16 protein-coding genes are annotated in these 14,827 nt (G+C 64.9%); 7 read left to right on the forward strand and 9 right to left on the reverse strand.

Going from position 1 to position 14,827, the window contains the following annotated elements:
- Positions 1 to 84: 84 nt before the first annotated feature.
- Entirely contained in the window at positions 85 to 909 is an 825-nt protein-coding gene (locus Q0030_RS21830; protein WP_298371562.1) for a molybdenum storage protein subunit alpha, read from the reverse strand.
- Positions 910 to 923: 14 nt separating this feature from the next.
- A complete protein-coding gene (locus tag Q0030_RS21835; RefSeq protein ID WP_092123906.1) occupies positions 924 to 1,736 on the reverse strand; it encodes a uridine kinase in 813 nt (270 codons plus the stop codon).
- Between the two features lie 125 nt (positions 1,737 to 1,861).
- Here Q0030_RS21835 and Q0030_RS21840 point away from each other — a divergent pair, with 125 nt between their 5' ends.
- Both Q0030_RS21840 and Q0030_RS21845 read left to right on the forward strand, forming a co-directional pair.
- A complete protein-coding gene (locus Q0030_RS21840; protein WP_298371564.1) occupies positions 1,862 to 2,560 on the forward strand; it encodes an ABC transporter permease in 699 nt (232 codons plus the stop codon).
- Between the two features lie 40 nt (positions 2,561 to 2,600).
- The gene (locus Q0030_RS21845) at positions 2,601 to 3,449 is read left to right on the forward strand and encodes a substrate-binding domain-containing protein (protein ID WP_298371566.1); all 849 of its coding nucleotides are present in this window, start codon (positions 2,601 to 2,603) and stop codon (positions 3,447 to 3,449) included.
- A 283-nt stretch (positions 3,450 to 3,732) separates the two neighbouring features.
- Here Q0030_RS21845 and Q0030_RS21850 read toward each other — a convergent pair whose 3' ends face one another.
- Complete coding sequence (locus tag Q0030_RS21850; RefSeq protein WP_298371567.1) at positions 3,733 to 5,037, reverse strand: ATP-binding protein; 1,305 nt, start codon at positions 5,035 to 5,037, stop codon at positions 3,733 to 3,735.
- Positions 5,034 to 5,696 (reverse strand): response regulator transcription factor, encoded by a 663-nt coding sequence (locus Q0030_RS21855; protein ID WP_298371707.1) that lies wholly within the window; start codon positions 5,694 to 5,696, stop codon positions 5,034 to 5,036. The genes Q0030_RS21850 and Q0030_RS21855 overlap by 4 nt, the downstream gene beginning before the upstream one ends.
- 245 nt (positions 5,697 to 5,941) lie before the next feature.
- Between Q0030_RS21855 and Q0030_RS21860 the strand changes: the two genes are divergently transcribed.
- The 3 genes from Q0030_RS21860 to Q0030_RS21870 all read left to right on the forward strand — a co-directional run bounded on the left by Q0030_RS21860 (position 5,942) and on the right by Q0030_RS21870 (position 8,019).
- The gene (locus Q0030_RS21860; protein WP_298371709.1) at positions 5,942 to 6,718 is read left to right on the forward strand and encodes a hypothetical protein; all 777 of its coding nucleotides are present in this window, start codon (positions 5,942 to 5,944) and stop codon (positions 6,716 to 6,718) included.
- 56 nt (positions 6,719 to 6,774) lie between these two features.
- Positions 6,775 to 7,173, forward strand: a complete 399-nt coding sequence (locus tag Q0030_RS21865; RefSeq protein WP_298371569.1) for a hypothetical protein — start codon at positions 6,775 to 6,777, stop codon at positions 7,171 to 7,173.
- A 75-nt stretch (positions 7,174 to 7,248) separates the two neighbouring features.
- Positions 7,249 to 8,019 (forward strand): hypothetical protein, encoded by a 771-nt coding sequence (locus Q0030_RS21870; protein WP_298371571.1) that lies wholly within the window; start codon positions 7,249 to 7,251, stop codon positions 8,017 to 8,019.
- Positions 8,020 to 8,054: 35 nt separating this feature from the next.
- Here the strand turns inward: Q0030_RS21870 and Q0030_RS21875 are convergent, their stop codons facing one another.
- Positions 8,055 to 9,038 (reverse strand): zinc-dependent alcohol dehydrogenase family protein, encoded by a 984-nt coding sequence (locus Q0030_RS21875; RefSeq protein WP_298371573.1) that lies wholly within the window; start codon positions 9,036 to 9,038, stop codon positions 8,055 to 8,057.
- Between the two features lie 125 nt (positions 9,039 to 9,163).
- Here Q0030_RS21875 and Q0030_RS21880 point away from each other — a divergent pair, with 125 nt between their 5' ends.
- The gene (locus tag Q0030_RS21880) at positions 9,164 to 9,739 is read left to right on the forward strand and encodes a TetR/AcrR family transcriptional regulator (RefSeq protein WP_298371575.1); all 576 of its coding nucleotides are present in this window, start codon (positions 9,164 to 9,166) and stop codon (positions 9,737 to 9,739) included.
- A gap of 143 nt (positions 9,740 to 9,882) precedes the next feature.
- Positions 9,883 to 10,236, forward strand: coding sequence for a hypothetical protein (locus tag Q0030_RS21885; RefSeq protein WP_298371577.1), 354 nt, complete (start codon positions 9,883 to 9,885; stop codon positions 10,234 to 10,236).
- Between the two features lie 39 nt (positions 10,237 to 10,275).
- Here Q0030_RS21885 and Q0030_RS21890 read toward each other — a convergent pair whose 3' ends face one another.
- The 4 genes from Q0030_RS21890 to Q0030_RS21905 all read right to left on the reverse strand — a co-directional run bounded on the left by Q0030_RS21890 (position 10,276) and on the right by Q0030_RS21905 (position 14,799).
- Positions 10,276 to 12,351 carry a pyridoxamine 5'-phosphate oxidase family protein gene (locus Q0030_RS21890; protein WP_298371579.1) on the reverse strand — a complete coding sequence of 692 codons (2,076 nt, stop codon included), beginning with the start codon at positions 12,349 to 12,351 and terminating at the stop codon, positions 10,276 to 10,278.
- Between the two features lie 60 nt (positions 12,352 to 12,411).
- Positions 12,412 to 13,029, reverse strand: coding sequence for a glutathione S-transferase (locus tag Q0030_RS21895; protein ID WP_298371581.1), 618 nt, complete (start codon positions 13,027 to 13,029; stop codon positions 12,412 to 12,414).
- 236 nt (positions 13,030 to 13,265) lie between these two features.
- A complete protein-coding gene (locus Q0030_RS21900) occupies positions 13,266 to 13,679 on the reverse strand; it encodes a Rieske (2Fe-2S) protein (protein ID WP_298371583.1) in 414 nt (137 codons plus the stop codon).
- 7 nt (positions 13,680 to 13,686) lie between these two features.
- Positions 13,687 to 14,799, reverse strand: a complete 1,113-nt coding sequence (locus Q0030_RS21905) for an amidohydrolase family protein (protein WP_298371585.1) — start codon at positions 14,797 to 14,799, stop codon at positions 13,687 to 13,689.
- Positions 14,800 to 14,827: the final 28 nt, after the last annotated feature.

The raw sequence follows: 14,827 nt of genomic DNA on the forward strand, positions 1-14,827 counted from the left end.
AGCCCCCACCCCACCCCTCCCCCGCAAGCGGGAGAGGGAGCACACCGCCTTAGCAACTGCCACTCAGCGTGACTTTACCGCGTTCTACGCCGGCCGCGCGCCGGTGCGGATGATCGAGCCGACATGCTGGCCGCGCAGCGCCGCGGTGAGCCGGCCGGGAACCAGGCCGTTCACGAGCTGCACGCGTTCGATATGGCGCGCATTGGCCATCACCTCGAGCAGCGCAGGATCGAACGGCAGCGTCCCTTTCAGCTTGGCAAGATCGGCGAAGCTCGTCTCGCGCAGCAGCTGGGCCTTCTTGCCGTTGGGACCATTCGGATCGTCGCTGTACACGCCGTCGACGTCCTCGACGATGGTGAGGCCGGCAGCGCCGAGCGCATCGGCGATCAGGAACGCACCGGTGTCGGCGCGGTGCAGCGGGATGCGCGAGACCGGGAATTCATGATGGTGATACGGCGGGAAGGCGCTGCCGACCACCGCGCGGGCCGCAGAGAGATGGATCGCGAGCTGGCTCGCGATGGTCGGATGCTCGATATAGGACACGCCCTCCGGTGCGAGCAGGCAGCCGAGGATGTGGCCATTCTGGCCGGCCTCGCTCGCGGCAAGCGGCGCGAGCGAGCCGACCGGCAGTCCGAGGTCGAGGCCGACGCTGTAGAGATGGCGGGCGCGGATGCCGGCGCCGGTCAGGATCAGCATGCGGTGCTCGGGCAGCAAGGAGCGCAGCTCGTCGACGATCGGCAGGATCGCTTCATGGCCGCGATCCATGATGGAGCGGCCGCCGATCTTCACCACCTGCACCCAGGGCAGCAGCGGGATCGGGCGTCCGCCGGCGACGGGACGGGTGAGATCGCTGTCGAGCAGGGTCTGGCGCGCGAGCGGCGAAGCGACGTGCTTGATGGTGTCATCCATGGTCGTGTCTCTGCTCAGTTCGCGGTGATGATGGTGCCGACATGCTCGCCCGCGAGCGCGCGGGTGAGATTGCCGGGGACGAGGCCATTGACGACCTGCACCTGGCGGACATGGCGCGCGGTGGCGAGCAGATCGAGCACCGGGAATTCGAGGATCGAATCCTGCAATCCCTTCGCCTTCATCTCGGCGACCGAGATCTTCGGAATGAAGGTGGCGCCCTTCGAGGTCTTGGGGTTCGCGGTGTAGAGGCCGTTTTCGTCCTTCACATAGATCATCGACTTGCAGCCGAATTGTTCGGCGACCAGGAAACATCCGGCATCGGTGCGGTAAGGCGGGATCATGCCCTCGGCTGCGGGCCGCATCCACAGCCCGTAAGGTGGCATGCCGCTGAAGATCACCGCGTTCACCTCGGCGAGATAGAGCGGCACGGCCGAAAGCCCGGCGCCGCTGACCGCGGAGATGCCGTGCTTGGCGAGCAGCTGGCCCAGCATCACCGCATTCTGATCGGCAACCGAGGCGCCGAGCTGCGAGAGCACGCCGGCCGGCAGCCGAAGCCCGGCCGCGATCGAGTAGAGATGCCGGGCGCGGGTGCCCGCGCCGGTCCCGATCAGCATCTTGTGCACCTTGCGGGCGGCGACGATCTCGTCGACCAGCGGATAGACGGCGGCGCGGCCGCGGTCGATGACGCTCTGGCCGCCGATCTTGATCACCGCGGCATCCGGCAGGATCCGGAAGTTCGACGCCGCCTCCGCCGTCGCCAGGAGCTGCGGATCGGTCAGCGACCGCTGCATCAGGAGCGCTTCAAGCTCCGCCGTCGTGTTTGCCATGAGAAACGTCCTTTCTCCAATGCGCCTGGCATTGCTTCCGGATTGCACTGGTAGCGGTAAGTGGGGCGGGTCTCAAGACCTCGATAATTTTGCTTATTTGCCGAGGTCTGGCTTAGTAAGAGACCATGAATGACTTTACCCAAGCGCTGGATATGGCCGTCAGCCTTATCGGCCGTTTTGATCCGGAGCTACGCCAGATCGTCGGCCTGTCGCTCGGCGTCAGCCTGACGGCGAGCCTCTTTGCCTTCGCGATCGGGGCGCCGATGGGCACGGCGCTGGCCATCTACCGGATCCGGGGCAGAGTTGCGTTGATCGTTGCCGTCAATGCGCTCCTGGGGTTGCCGCCGGTCGTGGTGGGGCTTGCTGTTTACCTCCTCCTATCCCGATCGGGGCCATTGGGGGCGCTCGGGATTCTGTTCACGCCAACCGCCATGGTGATCGCGCAGGCCATTCTCGGCATTCCCATCATCATTGCGCTGGTGCACCGGATGATGGTGGATGTCTGGGCTCGCTACGGCGATGCCCTCCTCGTCGACGGCGCCTCGCGCTTGCGTGCCACCTGGCCGCTGATGGCTATCGGACGCGACGGGCTATTAACCGCGTTTCTCGCTGCGTTCGGCCGGGCGATCGCCGAGGTCGGCGCAATCATCATCGTCGGCGGCAATGTGCGCGGCTATACGCGCACCATGACCACTGCCATCGCATTGGAGACGAGCAAGGGGGAGTTAAGCCTCGCGCTTGCGCTCGGCATCATCCTCGTAATCCTCTCGATGACCGTGAGCGCGTTGAGCTTTTTGATCGGACGCATCCTGACCAGTCGCTGAAGCGCCAAACAATATTGTTGTTCAAAGGGAGATCGCTCACATGAACCACTGGTTCGGCTCACTTCGCATCCTCGCAATCATCGCGCTTGCCGTGCTGGGCGCGCAGACCTTCACCCAATCGGGTTGGGCAGAAGATCAGTCAATTGTCGTGGCGTCGACGACCTCCACTCAGGACTCCGGGCTGTTCGGCTACCTACTCCCGATCGTCAAGCAGAAGACGGGGGTTGAGGTGAAGGTGCTGGCACAAGGCACGGGTCAGGCGCTCGACACCGCACGTCGCGGCGATGCCGACGTGGTGTTCGTTCACGCCAAATCAGCGGAGGAGAAGTTCCTTGCGGAGGGATTTGGCGTGAAGCGCTATCCCGTGATGTATAACGACTTCGTCGTCATCGGTCCGAAGGACGATCCGGCGGGCATCAAGGGCAAGGATGTCCTCACGGCGCTGCAGACCATCAAGACCAGAGCCGCGCCGTTCGTCTCCCGCGGCGATCATTCCGGCACCCATATTGCCGAACTGAAGCTTTGGAAGGAGGCCGGCATCGACATCGTGAACGACCGCGGCTCGTGGTACAAGGAAATCGGCCAGGGCATGGGCGCGTCGCTGAACATGGCCTCGGCGTCAAATGCCTATGTGCTGTCCGACCGCGGCACATGGCTGGCGTTCCAAAATCGCGGCGACCTGGCGGTCCTGGTTGAAAGCGACAAGCGGCTGTTCAATCAGTACGGGGTGATGCTGGTAAATCCGGTCAAGCATCCCACGGTGAAGAAGGAAGCCGGCCAGCGCTTCATCGACTTTCTGATTTCACCGGAAGGACAGAACGCGATCGCCGGCTACAAGATCAACGGCCAGCAGCTGTTCTATCCCAATGCGAACGATCCCAATGCTTGAGGAGACAAGGAGCGGCCCGGTCGCGTTCCGTAAGCACGCGCCGGGCCTGACCCACCGCGGGGCAGAGCCTCAGAGCGGCGGGCTGATTGCAAATATGCTCTAACCAATGACCCGCTCAAAGCTATTCGGTTGAGAACCGACGTCATCAATGGGGCGATTGCAACACAAGACAACGCGTTGCGAGGACTTCCGAACTGCACGGGTAGTGATAGTCCGGGCGGGTCTCAAGATGCAATGGCGATGATGCCGCGCGGCCGGCGCCCATTTTGCCGGCCGCGAAGCCTCACCGATCGGTCGCCGGCAGCTTGACGGTCACGCGCAGGCCCGAACGTCCGGCACCGGTCAAATTTTCGAACAGAACCGAACCGGCGGCGCGATCGACGATGCGCTTCACGATCGAGAGCCCGAGCCCGGCGCCCTCTCCGCTCGGCTGACCGCCGCGGAAGAACGGCTCGCCGATCCGCTCCAGATCCTGCGGCGAAACGCCCGGTCCGGAGTCCTCGATCTGGATGACGGCCATTCCGTCCTCCCTAGCGACGGCAAGATCGACGGCCCCTCCGTTCGGCGTGAACTTGATTGCGTTCTCGACCAGGTTCCGGACCGCCGAGATCAGCGACAGCTCATCACCGTTCACCGCGATCGGTTCGACCGTCGTGAAACCGAGATCGATGTTGCGCGCTGCCGCCTCCGGCAGCAGATCGGCGACGACGCCTTTTGCGATCTTGTCCAGCTCCACGGGTTCGCTCACGACGGACGGCGCAGCGTCCTGACGCGCCAGCGCGAGAAGTTGCTCGAGCAGATGCTTGGTGCGCCGCATGCCGCTCTTCAACGCATCGAGCCGGTCGCGCGTCTCCGCCGGCATGTCGAGGGAAGCGAGATTTTCCGCCTGCAGGCTGAGCGCGGTGACCGGCGTTCGAAGTTCATGGGCCGCGTCGGCGATGAAACGCCGTTGCTGGTCCATCATGACGCGCACCCGCCCCAGCAACCCGTTGATCGAGCCAAGGAACGGCTGCAGCTCGCTCGGCGCGCCCGTCGCCGGCAATGCACCGACGTCATCCACCCTGCTCGCATCGAGATCGCCGGCGAGGCGCAACATCGGCCGGAACGATCGGGCAATCACAAATGCCGTCATCAGCAGCAGGCACGGCACCAGCGCGGCAATCGGCAACAGCGTGCGCACGGCCATATCGCCCGCGATCTCGGTGCGGATCTCGGTCTGCTGCGTCACCGCAAAGCGGCTACCGTCCGGCCGTGTCCGAAGCAGCACGCGCACCGGCTGGCTGTGATAGACATCATTGTGCAGCCCATCCGTCAGTCCCCACAGCCGGCGATCGTCGGCAGAGCCGCGCGGCACCTCACCGAGCTCTACGACGGCAACCTCGGCTTCCGCGTCGATGCCGGTGACCGGGCGGCTTTGCCGGATCGGAGCGCTGAGCGCGAAGCTGCCGATCTGGATCAGGACGGAGTCCTGCATCTCGATCGCTTCGCTGTAGGCCCATCTGTAGGCCAGGAGTCCGCCGACGGCGCCCGTCAACAGGATGATCGCAGTGAGTCCGACGAACAGGCGCCCGCGCAGCGATCTCATCATCTCGAACGATCCACCATCCATCCGACGCCGCGCACGTTCCTGATCGCCGTGGCGCCGAGTTTTCTGCGCACGGCGTGGATCAGGAATTCGACCGCGTTGCTCTCGACCTCCTCGCGCCAGCCGTAGATCTGGCGTTCGAGCTCGGCGCGAGACAGGATCGTCCCCGGCCGCGCCAGCAGCGCCTGAAGCAGGGCGAACTCGCGTGCGCTGAGCACGGCTTTTTCTTCGCAAAAAGTAGCTTCCCGCGTTGCCGGGTCGAGATGAAGCTCGCCGTTGGTCAGCACCGGCGGCGCCCCGCTGCCCTCGCGCCGCAGCACCGCGCGCATCCGCGCCAGCAGCTCGGCGATCTCGAACGGCTTGACCAGGTAATCGTCGGCGCCGAGATCGAGCCCCCGGATACGATCGTTCAGCGCATCGCGTGCGGTGAGAATGATCACCGGAAGGCGCGAGGAGCGCTCCCGGATCGCCTTGAGAACGTCGAGACCGTCGGTCAACGGCAGGCCGAGATCGAGCAGCGCGATGTCGTAGGTCTCGCTGCGGCTGGCTTCGATGGCAAGATCGCCATTGCGCACCCAGTCGACCGCATAGGCGGCATCCCGCAGCGCCTCGACGACGGCGGCGCCGATCATCCTGTCGTCCTCCACCACGAGCACCCGCATCGCCTGGCAATCCATCTCGATCCGCACCGGGAGCACGCCCCAGCGAAACTGCGTCGCACCGATCAGCCGGCGACGCTTCCGCGATCATATCAGCTTCCACTTAGCCGCAACTTAGGGGCTTTCGGCGCCCAAATGGCGGCCGCTCCACCCACCTAAGCCGGGGCTAAGTCTCGCCGTGCACGCTCGCTTTCGAACTCGGCGGAACCGCCGACCCTGTCAAAGTGGAGCTTCGCACCGTGCTGGATATCAAACCCATCGGCCGCAGCATGCTGAACAAGGTCCCCGAAGTCACCCTCGTCTTCTGGCTGATCAAGATCATGTCGACCACGGTCGGCGAGACCGGCGCCGATTACCTTGCCGTCCATGTCGGCCTTGGCACCAGCGTGACCGGCCTGCTGATGATTACGCTGCTTGCCGCGGTGCTGGCCATCCAGCTGCGGATGGACCGTTACGTGCCATGGGTCTACTGGCTGACGGTCGTGCTCGTCAGCATCGTCGGAACGCAGATCACCGATGCACTGACCGACAAGCTCGAGATCAGCCTTTACGTCAGCACGGCCGTCTTCGCGATCGCTTTGGCCGCGACCTTCGCGATCTGGTTCTCGGTCGAGCGGACGCTGTCGATCCACAGCATCGTGACCACGCGGCGCGAATTGTTCTACTGGGCCGCGATCCTTTTCACATTCGCGCTCGGCACGGCGGCGGGCGATCTTGCGACCGAAGCGCTGGGCCTTGGCTTCAACGTCGGGGTGGTCGCGTTCGCGGCACTGATCGCGGCGATCGCGGCGGCTTACGCACTCGGCGCCAATGCGGTGCTGACCTTCTGGCTTGCCTACATCCTGACGCGGCCGCTCGGTGCATCGTTCGGCGACCTGCTGTCGCAAGCCCGAGAGTATGGCGGGCTTGGCTTCGGCACGATCTACACCAGCCTCGCCTTCCTGACCGTGATCGTCGCGCTGGTCGCCTGGCTGTCGTTCGAAGGCGACGCCGGCGGAAAGCCTGAGGCGTCGCCCGGCGCGTGAATTCAACTGCACCCCGACGGACACCAATCGAACCAACCCCGCACAGGAGAACCACGATGAACAAGACAACACTCAGCTTGGCGACGGCGATTGTTGCGCTCGCAGTCATCCAGCCGCTCCCCGATGCCAACGCAGGCCTCAGGCTGCTGCCGCACACGCAGACGGCCGCCTCCAGGCTCGGCGACCTGGCGCCCTTCCGCAGCATCGCCGCCGATGTCGCGGCGCTGGTCGACAAGGGCGACCTGGCCGGCGCCAAGACGCGGATCAAGGATCTCGAGACCAAATGGGACGAAGCGGAAGCCGGATTGAAACCGCGCGCGGCTACTGACTGGCACACGGTCGACAAGGCGATCGATCGCGCGCTCGAGGCGGTGCGTGAGACCAATCCGGATGCCGCCAAGTGCAAGAAGGCGCTCGCCGAGCTGCTGTCGATCATGGACTCGATGAAGGCCTGATCTCTCCATCCAGCATTTCGAGCACGCCGGCGGCATCGTCCGCCGGCGACCCGACCTCCCGGAGCGAAGAACCCCATGGAATTATTGTTGCACGACACCGCCGCGGACGAGCGCGCGGGAAAAGTCCCCGCCGTCACGCTCGGCTTCTGGGTCATCAAGATTCTCGCCACGACGCTCGGTGAAACCGGCGGCGATGCCGTCACGATGTCGATGAATCTCGGCTATCTCGTCGGCACCGCGATCTTCGCGATCATCTTCGCTGTTGCCGTCGCCGCGCAGATGGCGGCGAAGCATTTTCATCCGCTGCTGTACTGGACGGTGATCATCGCGACGACGACCGTCGGCACGACCTTTGCCGATTTCGTCGACCGTTCGCTCGGGATCGGATATCTCGGCGGCTCGTCGCTGCTCGCCGGACTGCTCGTTGTGTCCCTTGCCGCATGGCATCGCACCATGGGAACGGTCTCGATCGCGTCGATCGACAACAAGGCGGCCGAAACCTTCTACTGGATCACGATCCTGTTCTCGCAGACGCTGGGCACCGCGCTCGGCGACTGGATGGCCGACTCCACCGGCCTCGGCTATGGCGGCGGCGCCGTCGTGTTCGCCGCCGGCATCGCCATCGTTGCGGCCGCCTATCTCTGGACCAGAGTGTCGCACACGGTGCTGTTCTGGATCGCCTTCGTCCTGACCAGGCCGCTCGGCGCCACCGTCGGCGATTTCCTCGACAAGCCGCTGGATCACGGAGGCCTTGCGCTCAGCCGCTACACGGCGTCGATCGCTCTCGCCGTTGCGATTGCCGCTCTTGTCTTCATCCTGCCGCAGCGGGCCGAGGAGCACGCGTGAATGGCACGCCCGGCAAGACCTGCTCGAACCGTCGATCAGGCCTTGTCGGGCGTAAAGATGACTTTCCCCTTGAAGGCGGCAGCTTGGGCGATCGCCTCGGAAAATCCCTCCAGACCGTATGTCCCGATGACCGGGGCGCTAATCGCGCCGGACGCGACCATCGGCACCAGATGGCCGTACATCGTGGCCAGCGTCTCGTCGGTTGCGGTCTTGCCCCAATGGCCGAGCCAGAAGCCGCGGATGGACACCTCGTTGAAGATCACGCTCAAGGCCGAGCCGGAGAACGGCTGTCCGCTCATCGCGCTGTAGATGACGAGCACCGCCTTCGGCGCCAGGCAGTTCATCAGGTTTAAAGCTGATGTGCCGCCGACGACGTCGAGCGCCAACAGGATCGGCGCGCCGCCGGTCTCCTTGGCGACGCGCTTGGCGAGATCCGGCCCGTCGACCAGCACGATATCGCCGCCGACCGACTTGACCTCACCCACGACCTCCTCGCGCCGGACGACATTGACGGTCTTCAAGCCCAGCGACTTGGCAACCGCGATCACCGCGCGCGCGGTCGCTGAATTGGCGCCGTTCTGGATCACCCAGCCGCCGTGCGGGATCTTCACGAAATCGGTCAGCAGCAGATAGGCGGTCGCCGGATTGACGGCGATCATCGAGAGTTGCTGGACGTCAGCCTTCTCGGGCAACGGCCGCTGCCACGACGCCCTGAACTTGACGCGTTCGGTCCAGGTCGGGACCGTGAACGGGATCAACGTGCGATCGCCGACCTTCAGGTTCTTTACTTCCGAGCCAGCCGCAACCACCCGCCCGACGCCCTCGATCCCGAGCGTCGCCGGCGGCGTCGGCAGATAGCCGTAGCGCCCGGCGATGATCATGAAATCCGAGTTGTTGATCGGCGCAGCCTCCACCGCGACCACGACCTCGTTGGGACCAGGGCTGCCGACGTCGGGCACCTCGTTGAGCTTGACCACATCCTGGGCACGTCCGAACGCAACGACCTGAACAGCTTTCATGGCACGATCTCCCGATTTCATTATGTACTAGTAAGTACAGAACGCAGTTGACGTCAATGGTCCGAACTGCCTTCACGGCAAGGTGAAGGCTTCACATCCGACGCAGGAGTACATAAAAGGGCGGTATGGCAAGGCCGCGCAGCTTCGATCCGGACGATGTCCTGGAGATCGCCCGACAGGTATTCTGGCAGAAGGGCTTTCAGGCGACTTCGCTCGACGAGATCACGGCCGCGAGCGGCGTCGCCAAGCCCAGCCTCTACGCGGCGTTCGGCGACAAGAACGCGCTGTTCCTGAAAGTGCTCGACCGCTATCACGACGGCATTCTGGGCTGGGCCGAGCGCACCCTGGCACAGCCTGTGCCCGCCTGTGAGGCGATCAGGCAGTGGCTCACCGGCTTCATCCCCTACTGCTCGGGTGAGAAGGGACAGCGCGGCTGCCTGTCGATCAATTCCGCGACCGACGGCTCGCTCGATCAGGCCGAGCTCCGCAAGAGCATCGAGCGCTACAACCGGCGGCTCGAAGAGCTGTTGCGCGCGCGGCTGCGCGCCGACCGCGCCGAGTTCAGGAAGGGCTTTGATCCCGACGTCACCGCGCACACCATCATGGTGGTGCATGCCGGGCTGCTGGCGCTCGCTCACCAAAGGCCGGATTCAAAGCGTGTGAAGGCCGTGATCGACCAGGTGATGAGCTTGCTCGCCTGAGTTCGCCGGCACCCGGCCCTGGCCCGGCGGCATGTCGCGCCCTCGCACGAATGTGACTATATGATAATCATCATCTTATTGATGTCACGCGCGTGATGACCATGTCCGGATTGGCTGCTGGGCTGTCCGGATCTGGGGATCAGATGAACAAACCGTTTTGGCGTGCGATGCTTTTTGCCACCGGCTTACTGGCGTTGCCGGCGATCGGCCCGGTGCAAGCCCATGATCACCAGCATCCCGAGTTGAACGGCTGGTACGAGAGCTTGCACAGCGGCAAGGGACCCTGCTGCGACGGCAGCGACGCGCAGCGCGTCGACGATGCCGATTGGGACACCAGGGACGGCCACTATCGCGTCCGGCTCGAGGGTGAATGGGTCGACGTTCCCGATGAGGCCGTCGTCGCCGGCCCGAACCGCGCCGGCCGCACCATGGTCTGGCCGTATTACCTCGACGGCCACCCGCGGCCGCGTTGCTTCATGCCAGGCAGTATGGGCTGAACGTCAGCGAAGACGTCGCGCGTCGACGAACTCGGCTGATCAAAGATCCAGCTGGACCCGTCCCTCGCCGTCGCCATCCGGCTTCGCCGGCACGGCGCAGCAGATCAGCACCTCGTCGTCAGTCACCTCGGCAGTCGGCTCCTTCAGATAGGTCACGGCGCCTGCCAGCAATCGGGTTCGACAGGATCCGCAATTGCCTTCCCGGCAACTGAATGCGGGGCTGAGGCCGCGCTGCTCCGCCAGTTCGAGCAGCGTTCCCGATTCCGGCGTCCAGCGCGCTTCCTTCATCGATGCGGTGAAGGCGACCGGGACCGGCGTGGTCGCAGGCGGCCGGCGCGGCGGCACTGTTGTGGCCACGTCCGGCTTCCGCACCAGCGACGATGGACCAAACGTCTCGGCGTGAATCCTGCCATCGGCAATGTTGTAGCCGCGCAACCCGTCATAGAGCGATTGGGTGAACTGCGGCGGCCCGCACAGATAGAAATCGTAATCGTTGAACGGCAGGACGCGCGACAGCAGCGCCATGTCGATCCGCCCTGCGGCGTCGTAGTCCGTGCCCTGCTCGGCGCCATCGACGTCACTGAGGACGCTGATGATCCGGACTGCGCCGCCTGCAGCATCGGCCAGTTGCTGCAATTCGTTGCCGAACGCGCGCTCGGGCCCGGCATGCGCGGCCTGGAACAGGAACGTCGGCCGGATGCCGCGGGTGCGCAGGCCCTCATAGACCACGTGGCGCAGCATCGCGAGCATCGGCGTGATGCCGACGCCGCCGGCGAGCAGCACCGCAGGCCGCTTCTCGCGCGCATCGATCGTGAAGCCGCCGCTCGGCGCCCGCGCCTCGATGATGTCGCCGACATGGATCGTGTCGTGGAGATGCCGCGACACCAGGCCGTCGCGCTTCACGCTGATGCGGTACATGCCGTCCGACGGCGCGACCGACAATGTGTAGGTGCGAATGACCGGTCTGTCGGAGCCCGGCAATGCGAGGCGGATCGGCAGATGCTGTCCGGCCTGGTGCGGCAGCAGCCCGGCGCCATCGTCCGGCTGCAGATGAAACGAGCGGATCGAGCGGCTCTCGTCGACGATATCAGTGACCTTGAACGGGCGCCATTGCGTCGCGCGCTCCGCCGCGCGGAGCCGGTCGGCGGCCTGCGCCCAATCACCGGTCATCAGAGCATTCGGCGACCAACCTTCGGCCCGGAACGCCCAGCGCAGCGGCAGCGCGCCGCGCCGGCGCACCATACGGCGGACGCGGAAGCTCCAGAGCCGTTCGGCGCCCTGAAACGCCGCGATCTCCGGCGAGTCCAGGATCACCTCGGCATCGCCCGTCAGCTGCAGCATGTCGCCGGTTTCGAAATCGACGAACAGCAGCCCAGCCTTGCCGTTGACGAGGATGTTGCCGAGCGTGTTGAAGAACAGATTGCCGGCGAAATCCGGGACCGTCAGCGTGCCGTCGGCGGCGACGCGGACGAAACCCGCTCTGCCGCCACGATGCGAGACGTCGACCTGGCGGCGATCCTCGCGCTCGGCATAGGACGCCACGAAGAACGTATCCGCCGCCGCGATCGTGTCGCGCGCAGCCTGATCGAGCGTCGTGCCCTGCTCGACTTCTCCGGTGAAAGCTGCGTCCGGCTCGCGCACAAAGGCGAAATCGCGCAGCTGGATGTATTGCGGACAATTGCCAAAGCTCTGATCGAGTTCGAAGCTGAGCGCCTTGCCTGACGATGCACGGAGCAGCCCGTTGGCACGGTTGCGACGCCGGGTGTGCAATTCGATTCCCAGTAGCCCGATCGCATCGCCCTCGCGCATTCCTTCGCTTGCGGGATCGCTGGGCTCCGGCCGCGCCTCGATCTCGAGGCTGCGCGGCGTCGGCGAGGCGATAAAGCCGGGCCGGCCGGCCAGCAGCGAGGCCCAGACGTCGCCGCTGCGGTCCACGCTGCCGACCACGATGAAGGGAATCTGCGCGAAGAAATCGCGATGCTGGTCGGGCATGAAGTCCCGCACGGCGCGCTGGCCGACGGCCGCCATCTTCTCGGCGACGCCGACCTTCTGCTGGATCGCCATCTCGCCGGCATGCCAGGTCGCGAGCTTGCTCTTGGTTCGCCTGTCGCTCATCGCACTGCCCTCCCCTTCGGGGTTGGACGGGCGCGCCCGCGGGCACGCCCGATCGACCTATCACGCAGCCGCAGCCAGGCCGGCGCGCGTCTTGGCAAAGGGCACGAAACCCGGCAACGCCTCGATCCGGCGCAGGAACGCGTTGACGCGCGGATAGGCGGAGAGGTCGACGTTGCCTTCGGGCGCGCTCGACAGATAGCTGTAGAGCGCCACATCAGCGATCGTCGGCTGCGCGCCGACCAGCCACTCGCGCTCGGCGAGATGGGCTTCGAGCCGCTTCAGCAGGACGTGGGCGCGGGCGATCACGTCGTCCGGATTGAACTTCGCGCCGAACACCGTGATCAGCCGCGCCGCGGCGGGCCCGAATGCGAGATCGCCGGCGGCGACCGACAGCCAGCGCTGCACCATGGCGGCACCCTTCGCATCCTGCGGCAGCCAGTCGGTGCGGCCGAACTTGGTCGCGAGGTAGACAAGGATCGCGTTGGAGTCGGCAATGATGGTGCCGTTATCGTCGAGCACCGGCAGCTGGCCGAACGGATTGAGCGCGAGGAATTCCGGCGTCTTGTGCGCTCCGGACCTGAGGTCGACGTCGACCACCTCGTGCGGAATGCCGAGCAGGGACATGAACAGCCGGGCGCGGTGTGCGTGGCCGGAGAGAGCGAAGTGATAGAGCTTCATGGTGCCGTTCCTGATGTCGTGGACGGGGTTATCCCGACCGCGACCTCAAGGTGGCCCATTGCACGTCACATTATAATCACCGACGACAGCACTTGATTGTTGCGTATTCTGCAATAAATACTCTCCCCCGTCATGGCCGGGCTTGTCCCGGCCATCCACGTCTTTCTCGCAGATGGCAATGAAGGCGTGGATGCCCGGGACTAGCCCGGGCATGACGAAGTGCGTACGCGTGTCCGTCACACCTCGACGATCACGTAATCGTCTTCGATGTGCACCGGAAACGTCTCGGCGACATACGGCCCCTTCTGCAACTCGGCACCGCTCTCGACCGCGACCGGATAGGAGCGGATCCTGAATCGCTTGGGATCGAACCAGGACTGGCCGTTGCGCATGTCGAATTCCCAGCCGTGCCACGGACAGCGCAGCATCTCGCCGACACGGTCGCGCTGATAGATGCCGGGCTCCGGCGAGGTCAGGCGCGCGACGCAGGCCGCCTTCTCCAGCGGCGCGCCCTCATGCGGACAGCGATTGAGCAGCGCAAAGAACTCGCCATTGACGTGGAACACGACGATGTCGCGGCCCTCGAGACCGAACACCTTGTTGCCGCCGGCAGGAATCTCACTGGTGCGCGCGACGATGTGACGGGTCATTGCAATCCTAGAACTTGTAGACTGCGCGGGCATTGCTGTTGAAGATCTTGCGCCGCTCGGCGTCGGTCAGCGGCGTCTTGAAGGCGTAGCGCGCGTCGTCATAGTCCCAGTGCGGATAGTCCGACGAGAACAGCAGCCGGTCGATCCCGACCCATTCGATCAGCTGACGCAGGTGCTTCGCTTCATCCGGCTCGTCGATCGGCTGGGTCGTGAACCAGAAATGCTCCTTCACATACTCGCTCGGCTTGCGCTTCAGATGCGGCACCTCGCTGCGGAAGCGCTCGAAATGCTGATCCATCCGCCACATCGTCGCCGGGATCCAGCCGAAGCCGCCCTCGATGAACACGATCTTCAGCTTCGGGAAGCGCTCGGGAACGCCCTCCAGCACGAGGCTGGTCAGGTTCGAGGCGACCGTATGCGCGTTCGACTGATGCTCCTCGCAATAATAGGACGGCCAGCCGCCGCCGGTCGGCGCATGCCCGCCATAGCCGCCGACATGGATACCGAGCGGCAGATCGAGCTCTTGCGCGCGCTCGTAGATCGGCCAGTAGCGGCGGCGGCCGAGCGGCTCGTTGGCGCGCGGCGAGACGTTGATCTGGATGTACTCACCGGTTTTGGCGCAACGGTCGATCTCGGCGAGGCCGAGGTCGGAGCCGTCCTGCCCGACCAGGATCGAGGCCTTCAGGCGGGGATCGCGATGCGCCCAGAACGCGAGCTGCCAGTCGTTGATGGCGCGCTGGATCGCGGCGCCGAATTCCAGATTCTGCTGCGAGAAGATGAAGAGGTCGAGCACCTGCAGGATTCCAAACTCGACATCGAACGGATCGAGATGCTGCTTGCGCATGAAATCGAGATCGGAGCCCGGCACGCCGCCGGTCGGCGGCCACGCGTCGCGCCGCGCGATCAGCGGCGAAGAGCGCGGATACGGCGTGGTGCCGATATAGGGCGTGCGCAGATGGCTGCCATATTCCTTGAGATGCTGCTGCCAGCGCTTCGGCAGAAATTCGTTGAGATCACTGTGCGCGTGAATGCTCGGATGGATGTCGCAATCGATGATCTTCAGCCGCGTCGCCGCGGTGGTCTCCTGGTCGAGCATCGGGCGGTCGATGACGTCACTCATGCGATCCTCCATTTTGTTTGGCGCATGA

Source organism: uncultured Bradyrhizobium sp., from assembly GCF_947648125.1.
In the GTDB taxonomy this organism is placed as follows: domain Bacteria; phylum Pseudomonadota; class Alphaproteobacteria; order Rhizobiales; family Xanthobacteraceae; genus Bradyrhizobium.